The sequence below is a fragment of the Lysobacter sp. H23M47 genome (assembly GCF_015209765.1).
Classification (GTDB): domain Bacteria; phylum Pseudomonadota; class Gammaproteobacteria; order Xanthomonadales; family Xanthomonadaceae; genus Novilysobacter; species Novilysobacter avium.
In genome coordinates this window covers 1,479,200-1,502,711 of record NZ_CP063658.1, presented here as the reverse complement: position 1 = coordinate 1,502,711, position 23,512 = coordinate 1,479,200, and the positions used below count along the sequence as shown (strand labels likewise).

25 protein-coding genes and 2 tRNA genes are annotated in these 23,512 nt (G+C 65.6%); 17 read left to right on the top strand and 10 right to left on the bottom strand.

Features of this window, described 5'->3' with window-relative positions; genetic code table 11:
• The first annotated feature begins 149 nt into the window (after window positions 1-149).
• From INQ43_RS06825 to INQ43_RS06815, 3 genes are read left to right on the top strand one after another with little or no spacing between them, the layout of a single operon-like run.
• Window positions 150-1,934 carry a DUF885 domain-containing protein gene (locus tag INQ43_RS06825; RefSeq protein ID WP_194035954.1) on the top strand — a complete coding sequence of 595 codons (1,785 nt, stop codon included), beginning with the start codon at window positions 150-152 and terminating at the stop codon, window positions 1,932-1,934.
• 48 nt (window positions 1,935-1,982) lie between these two features.
• Complete coding sequence (locus INQ43_RS06820) at window positions 1,983-3,548, top strand: phospholipase D family protein (RefSeq protein ID WP_194035953.1); 1,566 nt, start codon at window positions 1,983-1,985, stop codon at window positions 3,546-3,548.
• Window positions 3,549-3,586: 38 nt separating this feature from the next.
• Complete coding sequence (locus INQ43_RS06815; protein WP_228062676.1) at window positions 3,587-3,775, top strand: oxidoreductase-like domain-containing protein; 189 nt, start codon at window positions 3,587-3,589, stop codon at window positions 3,773-3,775.
• A gap of 1 nt (window position 3,776) precedes the next feature.
• Here INQ43_RS06815 and INQ43_RS06810 read toward each other — a convergent pair whose 3' ends face one another.
• Window positions 3,777-4,244 carry a peptidylprolyl isomerase gene (locus tag INQ43_RS06810; RefSeq protein ID WP_194035951.1) on the bottom strand — a complete coding sequence of 156 codons (468 nt, stop codon included), beginning with the start codon at window positions 4,242-4,244 and terminating at the stop codon, window positions 3,777-3,779.
• Between the two features lie 121 nt (window positions 4,245-4,365).
• Between INQ43_RS06810 and INQ43_RS06805 the strand changes: the two genes are divergently transcribed.
• From INQ43_RS06805 to INQ43_RS06795, 3 genes are read left to right on the top strand one after another with little or no spacing between them, the layout of a single operon-like run.
• On the top strand, window positions 4,366-5,010 hold the full coding sequence (locus INQ43_RS06805; RefSeq protein ID WP_228062422.1) for a trimeric intracellular cation channel family protein: 645 nt from the start codon (window positions 4,366-4,368) through the stop codon (window positions 5,008-5,010).
• Between the two features lie 60 nt (window positions 5,011-5,070).
• Window positions 5,071-5,673 carry a hypothetical protein gene (locus INQ43_RS06800; RefSeq protein WP_194033606.1) on the top strand — a complete coding sequence of 201 codons (603 nt, stop codon included), beginning with the start codon at window positions 5,071-5,073 and terminating at the stop codon, window positions 5,671-5,673.
• A 34-nt stretch (window positions 5,674-5,707) separates the two neighbouring features.
• Entirely contained in the window at window positions 5,708-6,073 is a 366-nt protein-coding gene (locus INQ43_RS06795) for a DUF6164 family protein (RefSeq protein WP_194033605.1), read from the top strand.
• Here the strand turns inward: INQ43_RS06795 and INQ43_RS06790 are convergent.
• Complete coding sequence (locus INQ43_RS06790; RefSeq protein WP_194035949.1) at window positions 6,021-6,668, bottom strand: hypothetical protein; 648 nt, start codon at window positions 6,666-6,668, stop codon at window positions 6,021-6,023. The genes INQ43_RS06795 and INQ43_RS06790 overlap by 53 nt on opposite strands.
• 122 nt (window positions 6,669-6,790) lie before the next feature.
• Here INQ43_RS06790 and INQ43_RS06785 point away from each other — a divergent pair, with 122 nt between their 5' ends.
• The 6 genes from INQ43_RS06785 to tadA all read left to right on the top strand — a co-directional run bounded on the left by INQ43_RS06785 (window position 6,791) and on the right by tadA (window position 12,981).
• Window positions 6,791-7,300: a DUF1993 domain-containing protein gene (locus INQ43_RS06785; RefSeq protein ID WP_194033603.1), complete on the top strand. Its 510-nt coding sequence runs from the start codon at window positions 6,791-6,793 to the stop codon at window positions 7,298-7,300.
• Window positions 7,301-7,337: 37 nt separating this feature from the next.
• Window positions 7,338-8,474, top strand: a complete 1,137-nt coding sequence (gene moeB / locus INQ43_RS06780) for a molybdopterin-synthase adenylyltransferase MoeB (protein ID WP_194035948.1) — start codon at window positions 7,338-7,340, stop codon at window positions 8,472-8,474.
• A 38-nt stretch (window positions 8,475-8,512) separates the two neighbouring features.
• Window positions 8,513-9,424, top strand: coding sequence for a bifunctional methylenetetrahydrofolate dehydrogenase/methenyltetrahydrofolate cyclohydrolase FolD (folD, locus tag INQ43_RS06775; protein ID WP_194035947.1), 912 nt, complete (start codon window positions 8,513-8,515; stop codon window positions 9,422-9,424).
• Between the two features lie 61 nt (window positions 9,425-9,485).
• Window positions 9,486-10,943 carry an IMP dehydrogenase gene (gene guaB / locus INQ43_RS06770; RefSeq protein ID WP_194035946.1) on the top strand — a complete coding sequence of 486 codons (1,458 nt, stop codon included), beginning with the start codon at window positions 9,486-9,488 and terminating at the stop codon, window positions 10,941-10,943.
• Between the two features lie 5 nt (window positions 10,944-10,948).
• Window positions 10,949-12,517 (top strand): glutamine-hydrolyzing GMP synthase, encoded by a 1,569-nt coding sequence (gene guaA, locus INQ43_RS06765; protein ID WP_194035945.1) that lies wholly within the window; start codon window positions 10,949-10,951, stop codon window positions 12,515-12,517.
• Window positions 12,514-12,981: a tRNA adenosine(34) deaminase TadA gene (gene tadA / locus INQ43_RS06760; RefSeq protein WP_194033598.1), complete on the top strand. Its 468-nt coding sequence runs from the start codon at window positions 12,514-12,516 to the stop codon at window positions 12,979-12,981. Before guaA ends, tadA begins: the two co-directional genes overlap by 4 nt.
• Window positions 12,982-12,999: 18 nt before the next feature.
• On the opposite strand, the gene INQ43_RS06755 is transcribed toward tadA, so the two are convergent.
• Complete coding sequence (locus tag INQ43_RS06755) at window positions 13,000-13,485, bottom strand: DUF2721 domain-containing protein (RefSeq protein ID WP_194033597.1); 486 nt, start codon at window positions 13,483-13,485, stop codon at window positions 13,000-13,002.
• 62 nt (window positions 13,486-13,547) lie between these two features.
• Here INQ43_RS06755 and orn point away from each other — a divergent pair, with 62 nt between their 5' ends.
• Window positions 13,548-14,141, top strand: coding sequence for an oligoribonuclease (orn, locus tag INQ43_RS06750; RefSeq protein ID WP_194035792.1), 594 nt, complete (start codon window positions 13,548-13,550; stop codon window positions 14,139-14,141).
• On the opposite strand, the gene INQ43_RS06745 is transcribed toward orn, so the two are convergent.
• Together INQ43_RS06745 and ppsA are read right to left on the bottom strand one after the other, a co-directional pair.
• On the bottom strand, window positions 14,086-15,009 hold the full coding sequence (locus INQ43_RS06745; protein WP_194035944.1) for a mechanosensitive ion channel family protein: 924 nt from the start codon (window positions 15,007-15,009) through the stop codon (window positions 14,086-14,088). The genes orn and INQ43_RS06745 overlap by 56 nt on opposite strands.
• A 93-nt stretch (window positions 15,010-15,102) precedes the next feature.
• Entirely contained in the window at window positions 15,103-17,481 is a 2,379-nt protein-coding gene (gene ppsA / locus INQ43_RS06740) for a phosphoenolpyruvate synthase (protein WP_194035943.1), read from the bottom strand.
• Window positions 17,482-17,611: 130 nt separating this feature from the next.
• Here ppsA and INQ43_RS06735 point away from each other — a divergent pair, with 130 nt between their 5' ends.
• The 4 genes from INQ43_RS06735 to INQ43_RS06720 all read left to right on the top strand — a co-directional run bounded on the left by INQ43_RS06735 (window position 17,612) and on the right by INQ43_RS06720 (window position 19,253).
• On the top strand, window positions 17,612-18,433 hold the full coding sequence (locus INQ43_RS06735) for a pyruvate, water dikinase regulatory protein (protein ID WP_194033594.1): 822 nt from the start codon (window positions 17,612-17,614) through the stop codon (window positions 18,431-18,433).
• A 65-nt stretch (window positions 18,434-18,498) separates the two neighbouring features.
• Entirely contained in the window at window positions 18,499-18,990 is a 492-nt protein-coding gene (locus INQ43_RS06730) for a DUF1249 domain-containing protein (protein WP_194033593.1), read from the top strand.
• Window positions 18,991-19,035: 45 nt separating this feature from the next.
• A tRNA-Ala gene (locus tag INQ43_RS06725) sits at window positions 19,036-19,111 on the top strand.
• 66 nt (window positions 19,112-19,177) lie between these two features.
• Window positions 19,178-19,253, top strand: a tRNA-Glu gene (locus INQ43_RS06720).
• Between the two features lie 95 nt (window positions 19,254-19,348).
• Here the strand turns inward: INQ43_RS06720 and INQ43_RS06715 are convergent.
• The 5 genes from INQ43_RS06715 to INQ43_RS06695 form a co-directional block, all read right to left on the bottom strand.
• Window positions 19,349-20,374 (bottom strand): SDR family oxidoreductase, encoded by a 1,026-nt coding sequence (locus tag INQ43_RS06715; protein WP_194035942.1) that lies wholly within the window; start codon window positions 20,372-20,374, stop codon window positions 19,349-19,351.
• A gap of 241 nt (window positions 20,375-20,615) precedes the next feature.
• Complete coding sequence (locus INQ43_RS06710; protein ID WP_194035941.1) at window positions 20,616-21,185, bottom strand: diguanylate cyclase; 570 nt, start codon at window positions 21,183-21,185, stop codon at window positions 20,616-20,618.
• Window positions 21,186-21,315: 130 nt separating this feature from the next.
• Window positions 21,316-21,453: a hypothetical protein gene (locus INQ43_RS06705; RefSeq protein WP_194033589.1), complete on the bottom strand. Its 138-nt coding sequence runs from the start codon at window positions 21,451-21,453 to the stop codon at window positions 21,316-21,318.
• Window positions 21,454-21,632: 179 nt separating this feature from the next.
• Window positions 21,633-22,547: an NAD(P)/FAD-dependent oxidoreductase gene (locus tag INQ43_RS06700; protein ID WP_194035940.1), complete on the bottom strand. Its 915-nt coding sequence runs from the start codon at window positions 22,545-22,547 to the stop codon at window positions 21,633-21,635.
• A gap of 28 nt (window positions 22,548-22,575) precedes the next feature.
• The gene (locus INQ43_RS06695) at window positions 22,576-23,466 is read right to left on the bottom strand and encodes an FAD:protein FMN transferase (protein ID WP_194035939.1); all 891 of its coding nucleotides are present in this window, start codon (window positions 23,464-23,466) and stop codon (window positions 22,576-22,578) included.
• Between the last annotated feature and the right edge of the window lie 46 nt (window positions 23,467-23,512).

Here is a 23,512-nt window from a genome sequence, read left to right as displayed (position 1 = left end):
ATGAAGGCGGGCCATTGAGGCCCGTCTTTTTTTGTGCGTGTTTGCCCCGCGTGCCTGACCAACGGCACGTTCGCTGCGTGCCGGGGCCGCTACGATGTTGGATTGGCCGTTGCCCATCCGGTGACGGCACGCCGATGCGGAGCACCAGTATGCGCAAGACCAGCCTTTCCCTGATCATCGCTGCCAGCCTGGCGCTGGGCGCCGGCCTCCTGACGGGGTGCCAGACATCCCCGGCAAACGCGGGCAGCAACGCGGCTACCGTGAACGCGGATTTTGCGAAGGTCGCCGAATCGCTGCTGATGCGCGGCCTGGAGCGCAGTCCGGAATCTTCGATCTACGCCGGTCGCTACGACAACGCGGCGACGCTCACCATTCCAGACGCCCGACAGCGCGCCGCCGATCTGGCATTCGCGAGGGCAGGGCTGCAGGAGCTGGCCGCGTTCGACCCGGCGCAACTGTCGCCGGCGCAGCGCATCGACCACATGCTGCTGAAGAACCGCTACGAGGCAAGCATCTGGTACCAGGAGACCTTCCGCGACTGGCAGTGGAATCCCTCGCGCTACAACATCGCCGGTCCCATCGGCCTGCTTCTCAACACTCCGTACGCCGACGAGGACGAGCGCCTGCGCACCGTCATGGCACGGCTGGAGCACGTCCCGCAGTACTACGCCGCCGCACGTGCCAACATCGCCGACCCGACCGCGGAGCATGTCGAACTCGCGATCGTGCAGGGTCGTGGGTCGCTCAGCGTGCTCGGTGATCCGCTGCGCAAGCAGATCGCCGATTCGGGTCTTAATGCCGCCGAAAAGGCCACGTTCAACGCGCGCATCGACACGGCCCGCGCCGCGATCGGCGAATGGACCGGCTGGCTGGAAGGCGTGCAGGCCCAACAGGTCGCCGCCGGCAAGGCCCGCTCCTTCCGCATCGGCGCCGAGCAGTACGAGCGCAAGTTCGCCTACGACATCCAGTCGCACTTCACCGCCGCCCAATTGCACCAGCGCGCGGTGGACGAGAAGAACCGCCTGCACGGGCAGATGGACAAGATCACCGTGGAGCTGTGGCCGAAGTACTTCGCCGGTACCGCGATGCCCGACGACCGCCTGCAGCGGATCGGGATGATGATCGACAAGCTCTCAGCCCGGCACGTGGCGCGCGATGAGTTCTTCGACGAGATCAAGCGCCAGATCCCGCTGCTGGCAGAGTTCGTCCGCAAGCACGACCTGCTCGACCAGGACACCAGCCGTCCACTGGTGGTCCGCGAGACGCCCGAATACATGCGCGGCGGTGGCGCCGGCGCCTCGGTCAGCGCGCCGGGCCCGTTCAATCCGACTGCCAACACCTACTACAACGTCAGCCCGCTGGATGACTACAGCGACGAGCAGGCCGAGAGCTTCCTGCGCGAGTACAACCACTGGGTCCTGCAGATCCTCAACATCCACGAGGCGATCCCGGGCCACTACACCCAGCTGCTGCATGCCAACAAGAGCCCGAGCCTGGTCAAGAGCCTGGTGGGCAACGGCGCGATGATCGAAGGCTGGGCGGTCTATGCCGAGCGGATGATGCTGGAAGCCGGCTGGGGCGAGCAGGCCCCGGAGATGTGGCTGATGTACGGCAAGTGGAACCTGCGCGTGGTCACCAATGCGATCCTGGACTACGAGGTCCACGTGGAGGGCTTGAGCGAAGCCAAGGCGCTCGACCTGCTGCGCCGCGAGGCCTTCCAGGAAGAGACCGAGGCGGTCAACAAGTGGCGCCGCGTCCGCCTGTCGCAGGTCCAGCTGACCTCGTACTTCACCGGCTACGCGGAAATCTACGACTTCCGCGAGCAGCAGAAGCAGCAGCTGGGCGAGGACTTCGACCTGAAGACCTTCCACAACCGCTTCCTGAGCTACGGCAACGCGCCGGTGCCGGCGATCATGCAATTGATGGCGGAGTAAGCCGACAGATCGCTGCGAGGGCCGCGTGACCTCCTACAATGGGAGGTCATGATCGGAAAAAGACACGTATTCAGGTGGCCGACGATCCTCGCCACGCTGGGGCTGCTGGTCGTGGCCCTGGCGATTAGTTCACGGCTCCCCTCTCTGGAGGGGCGGTCGCAGTCTGCGCGGCTTGCCGACTCCGCCGACACGCTGCTGGGCAAGGGCATCCAGCCATTTGCGCGGGCAAACCCCGGGCTTTCCGGCGTGCTGCCGTTGTCGCGCGGCGACGACGCGTTCGCGGCCCGGGTTGCGCTGGCGGAAGGCGCGGAGCGGACACTGGATGTCCAGTACTACATCTGGCGCAACGACATGTCGGGGACCTTGTTGCTGGAGGCACTGCACCGGGCCGCGGACCGTGGTGTCCGGGTCCGGCTGCTGCTGGACGACAACAACACGCCGGGGCTCGATCCGCTGCTGGCAACGCTGGATACCCACCCGCTGATCGAAGTGCGGCTGTTCAACCCCTTCCCGCACAGGAACTGGCGCTGGCTGGATTACCTCACCGATTTTGCGCGCCTGAACCGGCGCATGCACAACAAGTCCTTCACCGCAGACAACCAGGCCACGATCATGGGCGGGCGAAATGTCGGCGACGAGTACTTCGATGCCGGCGATGGCGTGCTCTTCGTCGATCTGGACGTGCTGGCGGTGGGACCGGTGGTGGACGAGGTATCCCGCGACTTCGATCTCTACTGGGCGAGCGAGTCCTCCTATCCGCTGCGGGGGCTGGTGCCCGCAGCACCGCCGGGGGCGCTTGATGCGCTCGCTGCCGCGGCGTCGGTGGTGGAGCGCGATCCGGCCGCGCGTGCGTATCTGCGTGCGCTGGATGATTCACCCTATCTGCAGGCCCTGGCGAGCGGCGACCTCGGCCTGGAATGGGTGCCGGTGCAGCTGCTCAGCGATGATCCGGCCAAGGGGCTCGGGCGCGCGCCGCGCGAGAGCCTGCTCTCGGAGCGACTGCAGCAGGTCATCGGGACCCCCGACGCGGAATTGCAGATTATCTCGGCCTACTTCGTGCCTACTGCATTCGGGGTCGACTATCTGGCCGGGCTGGCCGGAGAGGGCGTAAAGGTGACGGTGCTGACCAACTCGCTCGCCGCCACGGACGTGACGGCGGTCCACGCCGGCTACGCCAAACGCCGCAAACCGCTGCTGGATGCGGGCATCACCCTTTACGAGATGAAGCCGGAAACGGCGGATGTGCCGATAGTGCGGCGCAAGCTCACCGGCAGCTCGGCGTCCAGCCTGCATGCAAAGGTGTTCGCTGCCGACCGTCGCCGCGCCTTCATCGGTTCGTTCAATTTCGACCCGCGCTCGGCCAACCTCAATACCGAGATGGGGCTGGTGGTGGAGAGCACCGCGATCGCGTCGGGCGTTGCCGACAGGTTCAAGCAACTCGTCCCCGCCAGCGCGTGGCTGGTGCGACGGGGGACGCATGGCAAGCTGGTTTGGGTCGAGCAGGGCGACAACAAGGATGACGACCGCGTTCTGACGGAGGAGCCGGGCAATGGCTTCTGGCTGAACGCGGCGGTCAGGGGGATGGAAGCGCTGCCGATAGAATGGCTGTTGTGAGCAAGCCGACTACTGAAAACGACGAGCGGCTCGAGCTCCTGCCGCTTCGGACCCCGGTCGCACCGGAGGACCCGCCGCCGGTAGAGCCCGAGCGCCCACTCCCGATGGAGTGCTGCGACAGCGGCTGCGACAGTTGCGTCCACGATGTCTACGCGGACGAGGTGCAGCATTACAGGGAGCTGCTGGCCGCGTGGCAGGAGCGCAACCCTGGCCGCTCACCCGGCTGAATCAGTTGCTGTCGACGTCGCCCTTGGTCAACTCGCCGAGCGTCGCTTCGCGAACATCCACCACGCGCAGGTCGAAGTGCAGCGTCTTGCCGGACAGTTCGTGGTTGCCATCGACGGTGATCCGTTCCCCATCCACCTTCAGGACCGTGGCAAGCACCGGACCCTGCGCGGTTTCCGTCAGGAACTTTGCGCCCGTCTTCAGCATGTCCAGGTCCTCGAATGCGGAAAGCGGAACGGTCTGGACCAGGTGTTCGTGGCGGGGCCCGTAGCCTTCCTCGGGCGGCACCACAGCCTTCAGTCGATCTCCCGGCTTCCTGCCAGCGAGCGCTTTCTCCAGCCCGGGCATGAGCTTGCCAGCACCATGCAGATAGACCAGAGGCTCCACTGCGTAGGACGAATGGACCAGCGTGCCGTCGTCGACGGTCAGCGTGTAGTGCACCGTCGCAACACGGCGGTCGGCAATTTCCATGGGATTCTCAAGCGCGGTGCGCCGCAGTGGCGGGACCGGCAGGCTAGGGGAAACGCCTTGCCGGCCGCAAGCCCTCAACGGTGCGCCCAGCACGCCACGGCGCCCACCGCGTGGCATCCTGTTGGCCCATTTTGAAAGTGACCGTGAATTGGCCCTCAATACGATCATCACCACGATCGACCTGATAGGTACCTTCGCCTTTGCAATCAGCGGTGCGACGGTGGGTGTCCGCAACCGCCTGGATATTTTCGGCGTGCTGGTGCTCTCGTTCGCGGCCGCCACCGCCGGCGGCATCACGCGCGACCTGATGATTGGCGCCACCCCGCCGGTGGCGCTGGCCAACTGGCACTACCTGGCGGTCAGCTGCCTCGCAGGGATCATCACGTTCTATCGCTACAGCGATATCGAACGCCTGCGCAACCCGGTGAGGCTGTTCGATGCCGCAGGCCTGGCGCTGTTCGCGGTGATCGGCTCCTTGAAGGCGCTCGACCACGGGCTGGGGCCGGTTGGCGCGGTGCTGCTGGGAATGCTCAGCGGAATCGGCGGCGGTATCGTGCGCGACGTGCTGGTGGCCCGCACGCCGGTGGTGTTCCAGTCCGACCTCTATGCGATTGCAGCGATGCTGGGCGCGATCGTGGTGGTGGTTGGCGTCGCGCTTGAGCTGCCGGCGGTCCCGGTCATGGTCGCCTCCGCGACGGTGTGCTTCGGACTGCGCTACATGGCGATCCGCTATGACTGGCACCTGCCGGTCGCGCCACCCTCGTGATTTTCGCGTGAAAATGCTATGTTTCCTGCGGCCGAATCGGCCATGTTCGAGGATGTGACGATGAACGAATCCACTCACACGCGTGGCTTGGGGTGGGTTCTCGGCGCGGCGCTTGTGGCGATGGCTGGCTCGGGTTGTGCGACCTTGTCAAACGCCGCCGCGCCAGGCTATGCCCAGAGCATGACCGCGGCGGAGACGGCGCTTCGCGGCGATGATGCGGCAGCCGCGATCCAGGCGTACCACCGCGCCGCGGATGCGGCGCCGGAGCAGTCGCTGCCCTGGCTGCACATCGCCGAGATCCAGGCCGGGCTGGGGGATTGGCCGCAGGCCATTGCGGCATCACGAGAAGTGCTGGAGCGCAATTCCGAGGACGCGACCGCCCGGGAGTTTTATCTGCGCGGCAGTATCCAGCTCGCCAATGATGCGTTGCAGTACCTGCCGGAAGATGAGGCCAGGTCGCGCGAGATTGCAGGGGACCTGCTTGCAAGCCTGATCCGCGAGCTGGGCGATGAGGCGATTCCCGCCGAGGTGCGGACCCGCCTCGAAGCTGGCGTGCAAGCGCGCCCGCGCCGATCCAGCGCGCGCCCCGGATCGCCGAGGCCAACGCCAAGAACGCCCGGGAAGACGGCGGCGGATCCGCTCGAGGTGTTGGGCGGCGGTTGAGCCGCAACCGCGCGTCGGGCGGTATCATCGGCGGATGTCGAAACTGCTGCTCAACCTGCGCCTGGTCCTCGAGGATGAAATCGAGGATGTGCGCGCCATGCTCGATGAGAATCGCATCGAGTACTACGAAACCAAGCCCAGCCGCTGGGGCATTTCCCATGGCGCGATCTGGCTGTCCAATGACGACGACCTGCCGAGAGCCAAGCAGCTCATGGCGGTTTACCAGACGGGACGCCAGGCGAAGGCACGCGCCGAATACGAGGCCGGCCAGCGTGACGGCACCGGGGAGACGTTCGCCGATGTCTGGCGCCGCGAGCCGATGAAGGTCGTGCTGGCCGCCGCGGCGGTTATCGTATTGCTGGGCCTGGTTGCTTTGCCGGCGGTTCTGTTGCGGGGATGACGCGCGGCGCCGGCGACGGGCGCTGGAACCATGGCAGCATGAGCTGGATCAGCGGGCCGATCAGCAGCATGTAGAGCAAGGTGCCTGCACCGAGCGTGCCGCCCAGCAGATAGCCGGTCGCCAGCACGCTGCCCTCGATGAGCGTCCGCACGAGTCGCACCGAGCGACCGGTGCGGCGCACCAGTCCAGTCATCAGGCCGTCGCGCGGACCGGCGCCGAAATCCGCACCCAGGTAGGCTGCAGTGGCGGCGCCGTTGAGCACGATTCCCCCGCCCAGCAATGCCATGCGCATCGCCGGCCCGGCGCCGGCGACCAGTTGCCCCAACGGTTCCAGCACCGCGTCGAACGTCAGTCCGATCAGGATCGCGTTGCAGATCGTGCCGAAGCCCGGCTTCTGGCGGATCGGGATCCACGCCAGGAGCACGGCAAAGCTCACCGCCACCGTCACCCGGCCCATCGGCCAGCCGCCCTGCAGCGAGATTCCCTGGTGCAGCACGTCCCACGGCATCAGGCCGTAGTGGGACTGCAGCATCATCGCCATCGAAAGCCCATAGGCGGCGAGTGCCACGAACAACTTCAGCAGGCGATAGGGCATCTGGCACGGCAGCGGAGCGGGGCAGCCAATTCTAAAGGCTCACCCCCGCCAATGCCGTCACGGCCACGCGTGCGCTCGGCGAACGGCTAACATCACCGGTTCCCCCCGCAAGAGGTTCCGCCATGTCGATTTCCATGTACGCCGCATCCGTTCCCGTATTCAGGCAGATGCTGGGCAGCCTGGTCGCCATCGTCGGCAAGGCCGAGGCCTACGCGGCGGATCGCAAGATAGAGCCGGCGGTGCTGCTGCAGTCGCGTCTTTTCCCCGACATGCTGCCGCTGGTCCGCCAGATCCAGATCGCGTGCGATTTCGCAACCGGCGTGACCGCCCGCCTGGCCGGAGAGGACGTACCCGCCTATGACGACCAGGAGCAGGGGTTCGAGCAGTTGCGCGATCGGCTGCAGCGCACCCTCGCGTTTCTCGATGGCTTTGATGCGGCGCAGTTCGAGGGCAGCGAGCAGCGCGAGATCCTGACCCGCCCCGGCACCCCGAAGGAGCGTCGCTTCAACGGCCAGGACTACCTGCTGACCTACGGCCTGCCACAGTTCTTCTTCCACGTGACGACGGCCTATGCGCTGCTGCGCCACAACGGCGTGGAAATCGGCAAGCGCGACTACATGGGCGCCTACTGACCGCCTGCAACCGCGACCAAAGCGGATAATGGCGGCGATGGAAGCACCGATTCTCACGCCCAGACAGGCGCATGCGCGTCAACAGGCCGGTGCCATCCTGGTGGACACCCGCGAGGCGCACGAACGCTCCACAGGCATGGCTGCGGCGGCGCTTGGCGTTGCGGGTCCCGACCTGGAGTCGGCGCCGGGCGAGGTGATTCCGTGCCTGGATTCCGAAGTCCTGCTGATCTGCGAGGTCGGGGCGCGCTCGCTGGCGTCTGCGCGGGCGCTGGCTGCGGCGGGCTACTCCAACGTCGGTTCCGTGGAAGGCGGCACCCGGCGTTGGCGCGCCGACGGCCTGCCGATGGCGGATCCGCAAATCGATCCGGATGAGTGCGACTTCAACGAGCGCTATTCGCGCCACCTGCTGCTGCCGGAGGTCGGGGCGGCAGGCCAGCAGCGCCTCGGCGCAGCGCGCATCGTGCTCGTGGGCGCCGGAGGGCTGGGTTCGCCGTCGGCGTATTACCTTGCCGCCGCGGGTATCGGTCAGCTGGATATCGCCGATGACGACGTTGTCGATCGCAGCAACCTGCAGCGCCAGATCCTGCACGCCGAGGCCCGGATCGGCATCGCCAAGGTCGAGTCGGCCGCCATCGCCCTGTCGGCATTGAACCCGCGGCTGCGGGTCAATCCGGCCGCCGTGCGGGTGACCAGCGACAACGTCGAAGCGCTGATCAGCGAAGCCGACGTCGTCCTTGACGGCGGCGACAATTTCGCCGTGCGCTACCTGCTCAACGATGCGTGCGTGAAACTCCGCAAGCCGCTTGTGTATGGCGCCGTGCATCGATTCACCGGACAGGTCAGCGTGTTCGACGCCGGTCGCCACCGCGGCCGCTATCCCTGCTACCGCTGCCTGTTCCCGGAGCCGCCTTCACCCGAGGACGCCCCCAACTGCAGCGAAGCCGGCGTGTTGGGGGTATTGCCGGGGGTGATCGGCATGCTCCAGGCAACCGAGGCCATCAAGCTGATCCTCGGCATTGGCGAGCCCCTGCGCGGCCGGCTGCTCAATTTCGATGCCATGCGCATGCGCTTCCGCGAGACGCGCCTGTCGCCGGATCCGGCGTGCCCGGTGTGCTCTCCCGGAACGCCCTTTCCCGGGTACATCGACTACGCGGCTTTCTGCTCGGGCAACTGAGCCGCATCGCGGAATCGTTGGAGGCAAGATCGGCGATAATGTCCGGCCACGTCACCCAGGTCCTGCTTTTGAACACTGACGCCAACCCGCCCACCGCCCGCATCCTGGATGGCAAGCGCATTGCCGAGGACCTGCTGGACAACCTCAAGGCGCGTGTCGACGTGCGTCTGGCGGCGGGCAAGTCGGCGCCGGGGCTGGCCGTCGTTCTGGTTGGCGGTGATCCGGCGTCGGCGGTGTACGTGCGCAACAAGCGCCGGGCCGCGCGCAAGGTGGGAATCCGCGCCGTGGACTTCGATCTGCCGTCCGGCACTACCGATGACGAGCTGCTGGAACTGATTGACCGTCTCAACGTGGATCCCAATATCCACGGCATCCTGGTCCAGCTGCCACTGCCGGACCGCCGTGATGCGAGCGCATTGATCCACCGCATCTCGCCCGGCAAGGACGTGGACGGCTTCCACCCCGAGAACGTTGGTCATCTGGCCCTGCGCCAGTTCGGCCTGCGGCCGTGCACGCCGCGTGGGATCACCACTTTGCTGGCCTACACCGACCGCCCGGTGCGCGGCGCCAGCGCGACCATCGTCGGCGTCTCCAACCACGTCGGCCGGCCGATGGCGCTGGAGCTGCTGATCGCCGGCTGCACGACCACCTGCTGCCACAAGTTCACCCCGCAGGACGTGCTCGAAGCGTCGGTCCGCAGCGCCGACATTCTGGTCGTAGCCGTGGGTCGCCCGCAGCTGATCCCCGGCGAGTGGGTGAAGCCCGGTGCGGTCGTGATCGATGTGGGCATCAACCGCCTTGATGACGGGCGCCTGGTCGGCGATGTCGGCTTCGAGGCGGCCGCGCAACGTGCCAGCTGGATCACCCCGGTCCCGGGCGGCGTGGGACCGATGACCGTGGCGACCCTGATGCAGAACACCCTGGAAGCCGCCGAGGCGGCTGACAGCTGAGCGCGATGGGATCGCTGCGAAAGCGGTACAATGGCGCGCTTCACCTATTCCGGTTCCGACCATGTTGCGCATCCAGGCTGAAGCTCTCACCTACGACGATGTTTCGCTGATTCCGGCCCACTCGACGGTCCTGCCGAAGGACGTCAACCTGGCAGCCCGATTGACCCGTGACCTGGGCTTGCGCCTGCCGATACTCTCGGCCGCGATGGACACCGTCAGCGAGGCGCGCCTTGCCGTCGCCCTGGCCCAACTGGGCGGAATGAGCATCATCCACAAGAGCATGACGGTATCCCAGCAGGCTGCCCACGTCGCCCAGGTCAAGGGCTTCGAGGCCGGCGTCATCCGCGCGCCGTTCACCGTCAGTCCCGACACCACCATCGCCGATGTGCTCAACCTCACGCGCGAGCGCAACATCTCCGGCGTGCCCGTGGTCGACAACGGCCAGCTGGTTGGCATCGTCACCAGCCGCGACATGCGCTTCGAGACCAAGCTGGACGATCCGGTGCGCCACATCATGACGCGCAAGGACCGTCTGATCACGGTGAAGGAGGGCGCCAGCGACGAGGAAGTCATGGGCCTGTTGCACAAGCACCGGATCGAGAAGGTGCTGGTGGTCAATGATGCCTTCGAGCTCAAGGGCCTGATCACCGTCAAGGACATCCAGAAGAAGACCGACAATCCCAACGCCGCCTATGACAGCAGCGAGCGCCTGCTGGTCGGGGCCGCGGTGGGTGTCGGCGGTGACACCGACGCGCGCGTGGAAGCGCTGGTCGCCGCCGGTGTGGACGTGGTCGTGGTGGATACCGCCCACGGCCATTCGCAGGGCGTGCTGGACCGGGTGAAGTGGGTCAAGAAGCACTTCCCGCAGTTGCAGGTCATCGGCGGCAACATCGTCACCGGCGACGCCGCGCTGGCGCTGATGGACAACGGCGCGGACGCGGTCAAGGTGGGCGTGGGTCCGGGCTCCATCTGCACCACCCGCATCGTAGCCGGCGTGGGGGTGCCGCAGATCTCGGCCATCGACATGGTCGCGGAGGCGTTGCAGGACCGCATTCCCCTGATCGCCGACGGCGGCATCCGCTACTCCGGCGATATCGGCAAGGCGCTGGCCGCTGGGGCCTCAACGGTGATGATCGGGAGCCTGTTCGCCGGCACCGACGAGTCGCCCGGCGACAGCGAACTCTTCCAGGGTCGTCATTACAAGAGCTACCGCGGCATGGGCAGCCTGGCGGCGATGGAGACCGGCTCCAAGGACCGCTATTTCCAGGACTCCTCCGATGCCGACAAGCTGGTGCCCGAAGGGATCGAAGGCCGCGTGCCGTATCGTGGCCCGCTGCGCAATATCGTCCACCAGCTGGTGGGCGGCCTGCGCGCGACCATGGGTTACGTGGGGTGCGCGACCATCGAGGAAATGCGCACCAAACCGGAGTTCGTCAGCGTGACGTCAGCAGGCTCGCGCGAGAGCCACGTCCACGACGTGCAGATCACCAAAGAGCCGCCGAATTACCGGGTGGGCTGAAGACGATGACCGACATCCATAGAGACAAGATCCTGATCCTCGATTTCGGGGCCCAGTACACGCAGTTGATCGCGCGTCGCATCCGCGAGCTCGGCGTGTATTGCGAGATCTGGGCGTGGGACCACGACCCCGGCGAGATCGAGGGATTCGGTGCCAAGGGCATCATCCTGTCGGGCGGTCCCGAGTCCACGACGCTGGAAGGATGTCCGCAGGCGCCGCAGGAGGTCTTTGATTCCGGCCTGCCGCTGCTGGGCATCTGCTACGGCATGCAGACGATGGCCAAGCAGCTGGGCGGCGATACCGAGGCCGCCGACCAGCGCGAGTACGGCCATGCCGAGGTCGCGCTGGTGGCGCAGGACCGTTTGCTGGACGGTCTCAAGGACCATCCCGGCTCGCCGCCACGGCTGGACGTGTGGATGAGCCACGGCGACCACGTCTCCAGGGCGCCGGACAGCTTTGTCGTTACCGCGCGAACTGACCGCGTGCCGGTGGCGGCGATGGCCAATGACGAGCGCCGCTGGTACGGCGTCCAGTTCCACCCCGAAGTCACCCACACCAAGCAGGGTGGGGCGCTGCTGGAACGCTTCGTCACCGATATCTGCGAGTGCCAGACCCTGTGGACGCCGCAACAGATCATCGAGGACCAGGTTGCCCGTGTGCGCGAGCAGGTGGGCCAGGACGAGGTCATCCTCGGCCTCTCCGGCGGCGTGGATTCGTCCGTGGTCGCGGCCCTGCTGCACAAGGCGATCGGCGACCAGCTCACCTGCGTGTTTGTTGATACCGGTCTGCTGCGCTGGCAGGAAGGCGATCAGGTGATGGCGACGTTTGCCGAGCACCTGGGCGTCAAGGTCATCCGCGTCGATGCGGCCGATCGCTACTTCGATGCGCTGGCAGGTGTCACTGACCCGGAGGCCAAGCGCAAGATCATTGGCAACCTGTTTGTCGAGATCTTCGATGAACAGTCCGGCAAGCTGGCGAATGCCAAATGGCTGGCCCAGGGCACGATCTATCCCGATGTTATCGAGTCGGCCGGTGGCAAGAATGGCAAGGCCCACATGATCAAGAGCCACCACAATGTCGGTGGCCTGCCCGAGCATATGAAACTGGGCCTGGTCGAGCCGCTGCGTGAGCTGTTCAAGGACGAGGTCAGGCGGATGGGTGTGGAGCTGGGTCTTCCGGCCTCGATGGTGTACCGCCATCCGTTCCCCGGCCCCGGCCTGGGCGTACGGATCCTGGGCGAGGTCAAGCGCGAGTATGCCGAGCTGCTCGCACGCGCCGACCACATCTTCATCGATGAACTGCGCAAGGCCAACCTGTACGACAGGACCAGCCAGGCGTTCGCGGTGTTCCTGCCGGTCAAGTCGGTCGGCGTGGTGGGTGATGCGCGGGCCTATGAGTGGGTCATCGCGCTGCGTGCGGTGGAGACGATCGACTTCATGACGGCGCACTGGGCGCACCTGCCTTATGATTTTCTTGGGCGTGTATCCAACAGGATAATCAACGAGTTGCGTGGTGTTTCTCGCGTTGTTTATGACATCAGTGGAAAGCCGCCCGCAACGATCGAGTGGGAATGAGCGACGACCAGCGCTGGATGCGCCACGCGCTGGCGCTGGCGGACCGCGCCGAGCGCGAGGATGACGAGATCCCGGTGGGCGCTGTGGTGGTCGCCGCGGACGGCTCGCTTCTGGGCGAGGGCTGGAACCGCAACATCACCGAGCATGATCCCACCGCACACGCGGAGATCGTGGCGATGCGCCAGGCCGGATTCCGCCTGGCCAACCACCGCCTGCTGGGATGCACGGTCTATGTGACTCTGGAGCCGTGCGCGATGTGCGCGATGGCCATGGTGCATGCGCGGGTTGCGCGGGTGGTCTATGGCGCCGCCGACCCGAAGACCGGCGCCGCCGGTGGCGTCTTCGACCTGCTGACCGACCCGCGCCACAACCACCGGGTGGAGGTGGAGGGCGGCTTGCTGGGTGAGGAGGCGGGCGCGCGGCTTACCGCTTACTTCCGCCGCAAGCGTATGAAGTCGTCGTAAGGCGGTATTGCGCCTGAGTCAGAACGGCTGCGGGATGGTGGAATCCTTGTCCAGTTCCGCCCGCAGCTCGCGCTCCAGTACCCGCAGGCTGATCCGTGCCTCCTGCCCCAGGCACAGCGAGGCGGCCAACATCAGCAGCACGCCGAGTACCGCCAGCAGCGTTGGCAGGTAGCCCAGCTGATAATGGAAGAACGCATCGGCGGCGATCCCGATGCTGGTGCCCACGAACGCGCTGAGCGCGGCGTACAGGATCCGCAGCGCCCCCAGCACCAGGTACGAGCGCCGCCGGTGGTAGCCGATCCGGATCTCCAGCTCGGTGCGCATCGGGCCCGGCACGGTGTCGCGCAGGTGCTCGATCTCCTTGCGCATGCGGTCGACCACGCGCGCCAGGCGGTTGTTGGAGGAGATCAACAGCGAGCCGGTGGCGGTCAGGAAAAATGCGGGGGTGATCATCGCCGAAATCACTGCGTAGTGGTTGGGATCGGCGAAGGGCGTGGCAGACATGCAGGCTTCCGTTGCAGGGTGACGGTATGATGCCTGCCCCCTCCAAGCGACGCGAGCCCCCGATGGCCAACGGTCCTGTCAATGCCGACAACCTGGTCTGGATCGATCTGGAAATGACCGGTCTGGACACCGACAACGACGCGATCCTCGAGATCGCCACGGTGGTCACGGACAAGCAACTGAACGTGCTCGCCGAAGGTCCGGAACTGGCCATTGCCCACCCGCTGGCTACGCTGGAGGCGATGGACGACTGGAACCGCAATCAGCACGGCGGCTCCGGGCTGTGGGCGCGCGTGCTGGAGCAGGGCGTGTCGCTGCAGGAGGCGGAGCGACAGACCCTCGCATTCCTTGCCCAATGGGTGCCGGCGAACGCCTCGCCGATGTGCGGCAATTCGATCTGCCAGGACCGCCGCTTCCTGCATCGCCAGATGCCGAAGCTGCAGCGCTATTTCCATTACCGCAACCTGGATGTCAGCACGGTCAAGGAGCTGGCGAAGCGCTGGGCGCCCTCAATCAGCGCCGGCCTCAACAAGCAGGCCAGCCACACCGCCATGAGCGATGTTCACGACTCGATCAATGAGCTGCGCTACTACCGCCGGTTCATGGGGGCGTTGGGTGGTCTTGAGCCGGCTGAGCGCCTTTCGGCCGAACGTTGAGCGGGACGCGCCCGCCTTCCCCGTCCCGCGAGTACAGCACCACCTCGCGCTGCTGGAATCCGGGTGAGACGCCCGCCTTGTCGTAGGCCTTTTTCAGCGCCTCCAGCAGCGCGCACTTGGTGACGAAGTTGTCCGCGTTGTTGGTATAGCAGCGGACGCCAAGATCAATATGGTTCTCGCCCAGGGCGTAGACAAGCACGCTGGGAGCCGGCTCGGCGAGAATGCGCTCGTCGGCGTGCATCAACTCGATGGCGATTGCCCGGGCGGTGTCGATATCCGCGGTGTAGCTGATCGGCAGCGAGAGGCCGATGCGGCGCATGTCCTCGGGCGTGTGGTTGATGATCGAGTCGCGGGTGATCAGGCTGTTGGGCAGCACGATGACCTGGTTGTCGGCGCCGCGCACGCAGGTCTGGAAGATGCTCACCGCCTCGACTGTGCCGACCTCGCCGTGGATGGTGACGAAATCCCCCACCTTGAACGGCTTCAGCGTCACCAGCATGACACCTGATGCGATGTTGGACAGCGAATCCTTCAGCGCCAGGCCGATCGCCAGCCCGGCCGCGCCAAGCACGGCGATCATCGAAGTCATCGGCACGCCGATCACCTGCAATGCCGCCAGAATCAGCAGTATGGTCATCGTCACCGAAGCGACCTTGCGCAGGAACAGCGAGGCAGTCGTGTCCACGCGACTGCGATCCAGCGCCCGAATCCCCAATGACAGGATCCAGCTGATCACATAGCGCCCGACGAGGAACAGCAGCAATGCCAGGCCGACCCGGATTCCAAGGCCAGTCAGGGCTTCGGTCCACTCTCCGGCCTGGGCATGGGCGAGCCAACTGCCGGTCGCGATAGTCGTTGTCGATTGCATCCAGATCTCCTCATGTGCGACGCCCCGCGGTCAGGCGGGGCGTCGAATGTGGACCGGATTCTAGGACGGGAGCCGTTAGCAGCCCGTCACGTCTCAGCCAGCCGCCTTGGCCTTGGCCAGTCGCAGCCAGGTATCAACGACGGTGTCGGGGTTCAGCGACACCGAATCGATCCCTTCCTCCATCAACCACTGGGCGAGGTCGGGATGGTCGCTCGGCCCCTGGCCGCAGATACCGACGTACTTGCCCTTGGCCTTCGCGGTCTTGATTGCCATTGACAGCAGCTTCTTCACCGCCGGGTCGCGTTCGTCGAACAGGTGCGCGATCAGCCCCGAGTCCCGGTCCAGGCCGAGGGTGAGCTGGGTCATGTCGTTGGAGCCGATCGAGAAACCGTCGAAGATCTCGAGGAACTCCTCGGCCATCAGCGCATTCGACGGCAGCTCGCACATCATGATGATCTTCAGGCCGTCCTTGCCCTGTTCCAGGCCGTTGGCCCGCAGCACCTCGACCACCTTGCGACCCTCGTCCAAGGTGCGTACGAACGGGATCATGACCCACAGGTTGGTCAGCCCCATCTCGTCGCGCACCTTCAGCACCGCGCGGCACTCCAGCGCAAACGCATCACTGAAGCTCGGATCGACGTAGCGCGACGCGCCACGGAAGCCGAGCATCGGGTTTTCCTCGTCCGGCTCGTAGGCCGCGCCGCCGATCAGGTTGGCGTACTCGTTGGTCTTGAAATCCGACAGGCGCACGATCACCGGCTTGGGCGCCACCGACGCGGTGATGGTGGCGATTCCCTCGGCGAGGCGGTCGACGTAGAACTGGACCGGGTCGTCCCCGTATCCGGCGATCTTCGCATCGATCTGTTTCTTTGTCGCCGCATCCTGGCGGTCGTATTCCAGCAGCGCCTTGGGGTGGATGCCGATGTGGCTGGCGATGATCATCTCCAGCCGCGCCAGACCAATACCCGCGTTGGGCAGCATCGCGAAATCGAAGGCGCGGTCAGGGTTGCCGACGTTCATCATCACCTTCAGTGGCGCCTCGGGCATCTTGTCCAGATCGGCGACGTGGCGCTCGAAGGGCAGGTCGCCGTCGTAGATGAAACCGGTGTCTCCTTCGGCGCAGCTCACCGTCACCGTCTGGCCTTCTTTGATGGCATCCAGCGCGTTGCCGGTGCCGACCACTGCGGGAACGCCGAGCTCGCGGGCGATGATCGCCGCGTGGCAGGTGCGGCCGCCTCGGTTGGTGACGATTGCGGCGGCGCGCTTCATCACCGGCTCCCAATCCGGGTCGGTCATGTCGGCAACCAGAACGTCGCCGGCCTGCACGCGGGCCATGTCGTCCAGTGAACGGATCACGCGGGCGACGCCACTGCCGATCTTGTTGCCGATGGAGCGGCCCTCGCACACGACCGGACCGCGCTCGCCCAGCTGGTAGCGCTCGATCTGGGTGGCGTGGCCGCGCGACTTCACCGTCTCCGGGCGCGCCTGGACGATGAACAGCTTGCCGCTGACGCCGTCCTTGGCCCACTCGATGTCCATCGGGCGGCCGTAGTGCTTCTCGATGATCAGCGCCTGGCGGGCCAACTCGTGCACGTCCTCGTCGTTGATCGAGAAGGTGCCGCGCATGTCGGTCGGTGTGTCCTCGGTGCGGACGCGCTCGCCGGGCTGGTCGGAGTAGATCATCCGCAACTGCTTGGCACCGATGGAGCGGCGCAGGATCGCCTGCTTGCCCTCGGCGAGGGTGGGCTTGTAGACGTAGAACTCGTCGGGATTGACCGCGCCTTGGACGACCATCTCGCCCAGGCCGAAGCTGGAGGTGATGAAGACCACTTCGCGGAAGCCGGACTCGGTGTCCAGGGTGAACAGCACGCCGGATGCGCCCACGTCGGAGCGCACCATCAACTGCACGCCAGCGGACAGGAACACGTCCTCGTGCTTGAAGCCGTGGTGCACGCGGTAGGCGATCGCGCGGTCGTTGTAGAGGCTGGCGAAGACTTCCTTCACCTTGACGACGACGTCGTCTTCGCCGGTCACGTTGAGGAAGGTTTCCTGCTGGCCCGCGAAGCTGGCGTCGGGCAGGTCCTCGGCGGTGGCCGACGAGCGCACTGCCACGGCCACGTCGCCGCCGCCGTTCTCGTCACACAGCTGGCGATAGGCGATGCGGATGTCGCGGTCGAGCTCCGGCTGCAGCGGAGCGCCAATCACCCAGTCGCGGATGTCCTTGCCGGCCTCGGTCAGGGCGGCGACATCGTCGACGTCCAGCGGCGCGAGGCGGTCGAAAATCCGCTGGTGCAGGTTGTTGTGGGCGATGAAGTCCTTGAACGCCTCTGAGGTCGTCGCGTATCCGCCCGGAACGGAAACACCGAGGTTGGACAGATTGCCGATCATCTCGCCAAGCGACGAGTTCTTGCCGCCGACGCGGGCCAGGTCGTCCAGGCGCAGCGCGTGCAGCCAGAGGATATTCTCGTTCAAAACTGTGTATCTCCGTGGGGGGCACGCCGCTGGGCACGGCGAAGCCGCTATGATCGCCGCTGCGCCGGGTGCTTACAAGGTTGATCTGGCGGGCTTTTCAATCCCGGCACACTGCGAGGTGGTACATCCGATGAGCGACACACGCCCTGTGTTCTACATATCCGACGGTACGGGCATCACCGCGGAGACCATCGGCCACAGTCTGCTGACCCAGTTCAACGGCACCGACTTCATTGCGGAACGCATTTCCTTTGTGGACAGCGTGGAGCAGGCGGAAGACGCCGTGGAACGGATCAAGGCATCGGCCGAGACCCACGGCGTGCGACCGGTCGTGATCAACTCCTGCATGGACAGCGACGTGGGCGAGGCGTTGGCCAAGAGCGGGGCGCTGATGCTGGATGTGTTTGCGCCCTTTATCGAACCGCTGGAGCGTGAGCTTGGCCAGTCGCGCATGCGCCACGTGGGCCGCGCGCACGCGATTGTCGATTTCGACACCTACCATCGCCGTATCAACGCCATGAACTACGCGCTGACCCACGACGACGGCATCGCGATCGACTACAACGATGCCGATGTAATCCTCGTGGCGGTGTCACGGGCAGGCAAGACGCCCAGCTGCGTGTATCTGGCGTTGCAGTACGGCGTGCGGGCGGCCAACTACCCGCTCACTGAAGAAGACCTGGAGCACGACCGGCTGCCGGAGCGGCTGCGCAAATTCCGCGACAAGCTGTTCGGACTGACGATCGACCCGCACCGCCTGCACCAGATCCGCCAGGAGCGCCGCCCCGATTCCCACTACGCCAAGCTGGAGACCTGCAAGCGCGAGGTCGCTGCAGCGGAAGCGCTGTTCCGCGCGGAAAGAATCCCCACCCTGAGCACGACCAACACCTCCATCGAGGAGATCGCGAGCAAGGTCATGACGACGTTGCGGATCAATCGCGAGATGTTCTGAACCGCGCTGTTCCGGGTCCTTGCGGGGTGCGGCCCGCAATCGGGACGGACGTGTAGGATCAGTGCATGTCCAGTTCTGTCGCCACTCGCCGCCTTCCTTCGCTCGACCGCTTCGGTTGGTTGATGGCCTTGTATGCCGAAAACCATGTCCGCCTGCGCCGCCTGTTCAACACCTCCGATCTCGCGCCGGGGAGGCACATCTCCAGCGTAGGCGATGGCCTGGACCTGCGTGTGGAAGTGCTGCTGCAGCACCGCTACACGACCGAGTTGCGCGTGAGCTACACGATGGTGGACCCGGTGACCGGGATGCCCGACCCGTCGGCCTACCTGCGCCATTACCACGACGCCAACCAACTGGAGGCCACGCACTGCTACATCGGTCGTCGCTGGCAGGATGTGCTGGGCATGTATCCGCTGCCGGCGGCCCTGATCAGCCATCGTCTGCGGATGAACACCTTCCTCGGTAAATGGCTGGAATACCTCGCCGAGCGCGGGCACGGGGAGGGCACGTTGAGGCTGGAAAGTGAAAGTTCCGCGGAAATCCTGACCGGGGCTTGACGGTTCCCGGATAGCGCTCTAACCTTACGGACTTTCCAGCCCCGTGGGGCCATAGCTCAGCTGGGAGAGCGCCTGCATGGCATGCAGGAGGTCGGCGGTTCGATCCCGCCTGGCTCCACCATTTCAAATGGTTTTTGTACCTGGTTGTGTGAAAGACAGCCGGAAAAAAAGGTACAGGGACTACCGCGTCCCCATCGTCTAGAGGCCTAGGACACTGCCCTTTCACGGCGGCGACAGGGGTTCGAATCCCCTTGGGGACGCCACTTCAAACCATTGATTACCTTAGGGTATTCAAGCAAACAAGGCCCCGGGAACGGGGCCTTTTTTGTGTCTGCAACCTCTGCGGCGTCGTCGCCGCTCAGCCCCTCGGTCCGCCCATCACCGGCAGCACGATCCCGCTGATGTAGGAGGCGGTGACCGGCGAGGCGAGGAACACATACGCAGGCGAGAGCTCCTCGGGCTGGGCGGCGCGCTTCATGTCGCTGTCGCGGCCGAAATCGGCAACGTCCCCGGCCGGCTTGTCGGCCGGGTTGAGCGGGGTCCAGACCGGCCCGGGAGCAACCGCGTTGACCCGTATCCCACGTTCCAGCAGGTTGCTGGCCAGTGACTGGGTGAAGGCGTGGATCGCGCCCTTGGTGGCGGAGTAGTCCAGCAGCGACTTGTGTCCGAAGATCCCGGTCTCCGAACCGGTATTGATGATGCTCGAGCCTTCCTTCAGGTGTGGAAGGACGGCCTTGGCCATGCGGAAATAGCCGCCGATGTTCGTCTGCAGAGTTTCCTGCAGGTGCTCCTCGCTGAGGTTCTCCAGGTCGTCGGCGTGCAACTGGAACGCCGCGTTGTTGACCAGTACGTCCACCCCGCCGAGCGCCTTGACCGAGCGCGCGACCGCGCGCTTGCAGAACGCGGGATCCTTGACGTCGCCGCTGATCAGCACGCAGTTGCGACCTTCGGCTTCGACGGCCGCCTTGGTGGCCTTCGCGTCCTTGTGCTCGCTCAGATAGACGACGGCAACGTCCGCGCCCTCACGCGCAAACAGCACGGCCACTGCCCGGCCGATGCCCGAATCGCCTCCGGTGATGATCGCTTTCATCCCGGCCAGCTTTCCGCTGCCCTTGTAGTCCGGCGCGTCATAGCGCGGCTGCAATTGGAGTTCATGCTCGTTGCCGGGCTTGTCGATGTGCTGGGCCGGCATCCGGACAGGCTGCTTGCGTGTTCCGGCCTGCACTGCCCTGGGCTTTTCGCTTGCAGGCTTCTTGGCTTTGGGCACGGACGACTTTTTCTCGATCGCCTTCTGCAGATCCTTCTGGTGGTCGGCTGCACGTGCCGCTTTTTTTGCCGGCCCGGTGGCTTTTTTCCCGGTGCCGGAGCTTGATGACGTGGCCATGCGGTCTCCTGTATTGGCGTTGCGCCAGCGCGGGCGCGTGGAGCCATCAACCTAGGGCCAGTGGATTCAAAGCAGAGTGAAGCGCACCGCACCGGTTCACATCGCGGTGCGCTGGCTGATCTGGATTTCCGGCATTTTTCCAGACGCCGCTGCCGCTGTTGCTGGCCGCGCTGCAGGTGATGCGCAACGCGGACGTGGTTACTGCGGCCACGGGCTAGGGAAGCAGGCAGTTGCGCTTGCCCTACGCGATGGCGCGACGCCCCGACTTCCGCGCACGCAGCGTCCGGCGAAGCTCCATAAGGCCGGGCGCGACAACAATGGCGAACGAGGCTGCGAGGACGCCAGCGATCAGCGCTGTCTCAAATCCGGGTGCTCGCAGGCGCAGCGACCAATCCGCGCTGAGGGGTGCAAGCAGCGACCTTGCCTGCGGCCAGTGCAGAAGGACGATGACCGCCAGTCCGGTAAGCGGCAGGATGATCAGGAATGCATGGACGAACTGCTCCAGTGCGGAGATTCGCCGTAGCGGTGCCGTGTAGCTCAAATCCCAGTACGCGGTGGCCGTATGTGCCACGGACGCAACGATCGCCAGGAGCAGCACACTGGCGTCCACCTCAAGAAAGAGGATCGCGAGGATGGGAAGCCCCATCTGGGCGGTCTGCAGCAGGTGGAGAACGGACTCGCCGACCCCCGAGGTGTGGGCAATGTCGGTGCGGGCGTGGCACGCAAAGTCGGCTGCGCCGGCCACGAGCCACAACGGGAAAACGACATAGCCCAGAAAGCCCCAAAGCAGGGCGGCGGGAATCGGATCCATGGAAGCGTCCTCCGTCGATTGCGCATCGTTCCTCTGCCTGAGAGGGTCACGCCCGAGAGTAACGAAGAACTGCCTGCAGAATCGAAAACGCCCGCGTTGCGCGGGCGTTTTGGTTACTGGCCGCGGAAACTCAACGGCTCTTGGTGTCGCTCTTTTTGGAGCTTTTGGACGTATCACCTGACGCCGACTTGCCGCTCTTCTGATCCGAACCGCTGGCGTGTTTCTTGTCAGATTTGCTGTCCGTGGACTGCTTCTTGTCGGTTGGCATTTTCCGTCTCCTGGCGAGTGCCCTCTAGCGGGCGAGACAAAAATTATTCCTCGATTTGTGACGGCGACGTGGTGAAAACGGCCGCCTGCGCAGCCCGCGACAGTGGCGTGGTGAATCGTTCATTTTGATGTCAGTTCGGCCTGCCCGCTGGTCCGGGTTCGCAGCGGCCGGCAAGCGGCTCAGCGCGGGTTGCGCGGAAGGCTGCCATGGACCGCGGTCGCGGCGATCGCGGCCTGTCCGACGGCCACGCTGATCTGGTTGAGCGCGCTGACCACGTCGCCTATCGCGTACACGCCGTCGACGCTGGTTTGCATGTGGTCATCGACGTTCAATGCGCCTGCGTCGTCGGTCGCGGCGCCAAGCGGCAACAACAGGGAAGACTGGACGTCGGAGCCAAGCACCGGATACAGGGTATCGAAGCGCCGCCTGGATCCATCCGGAAGCTGAGCCTCACAGCCGCCATCGACCAGATGCCACCGGTCCGGCGCCGGAAGCAGCACCACGCCGCTGGCGGTGGCCCGATCCTGCATGGTCGGATCCTCGTGAAGGCCGTCGGTCGTGATGGCGGTGACGTCACGCGAGAAGGTCCGCAGGAACTCGGCGTGGCCGATCGCCTCCTCGCCGCGGCCCAGCACCGCGATCGCGTCATCCCGGGCCTCATACCCGTCGCAGACCGCGCACAATCGGAGCGCCCCGGTTGCGATGGCATCCTCGGCGCCTTCGATCTCGGGCAGCAGGTCGACCACGCCGGTGGCCAGGATGATGCTGCGGGCGCGCCATCGGCGTGTCGCTGAGCGGGCGATGAAAATATCCCCGGAGCGTTCCAGCGCGTCCACGCGGTCCTCGACCACGGGCACGTCGTACTGGGCGGCGTGCTCGCGGAATCGGCCCAGAAGTTCATTGCCTGCCACGCCAAACGGAAAACCCGGGCAGTTGTGGCTGGCCGGGATCCAGCGTGCGCGGCTCTGACCCGCGTCGACCAGCACGAGCTTGCGACGGAAGCGCGCCAGGTAGGTCGCCGCCGTCAAACCACCCGGACCGCCGCCGATGACAAGACAATCAAGAACCGTATCGGCGGTATCAGGTGCAGTCATTACGCGCTCCGGTAGAAAGCGGTGGATGTTAGCCGACGTGGATCTCCTGAAAGCCGTCGCCATCGTGCAGGGTGAACAATGCCTCCATTCCACGTTCACGCGCCAGCCTGACCCCTTCCGTCTCGCCCAAGGCGAGCAAGGCGGTCGCCCATGCGTCGGCAAGCATGCACGTGGCGTCCACGACGCTGACCGCGGCGAGTCGGTTGCTGGCCGGCTGCTGGCCGGTGGCGTCCATGGTGTGCGGGTAGCTGCGGCCGTCATGCTCAACCCAGTGCCGGTAGTCGCCGGACGTGGCAATTGCCGCGTCAGCCAACTCCATCACCCCGGTGACCTCGCGCACACCGCGGACAGGCTTCTCGATCGCGACGGCCCAGGGACGGCCGTCCGGCTTGCTTCCGCGGGCGCGCATCTCACCGTCTATCCCGACGAGGTAGCGGGTAATGCCGAAACCGTCGAGACAGCGGGCCAGTTGGTCCACCCCAAACCCCTTGGCGATCCCCGCGAGATCCAGGATGATCGCCGCCCGCTTGCGGACGCGGCTCTGCGGGGCTTCCAGTTCGAGGATCTCGGATGCGGCGCGGCGGACACCCGCTTTACGAGCGGCGATCGCCGTGAGGTCGATCGCGCCCCGGGCGGGGCCGAAACCCCAGGACTGGACCAGATCGCCGACGCCGATATCGAACGCGCCCCGGGACTGTCGACCGACCTGCAGGGCGGTTTCCAGCACCGTGAACAGCTCGGCCGGAACCGTGATCCATTGGTTGATCGGCGCGGCATTCAGCCGGCTCAGATCGGAATCGGCCTTCCAGCTCGACATCTGTCGATCGACGGTATCCACAGCGGCGAAGAGCCGCTGGCCAATGTCCGGCTCATCGACGCCCGGCGCGGCAAAGAACAGCGCGCTGTAACGGGTGCCCATCGTCTCGCCGTGCAGGCTGTACCGCTGCATCACCGCGACGGATGAA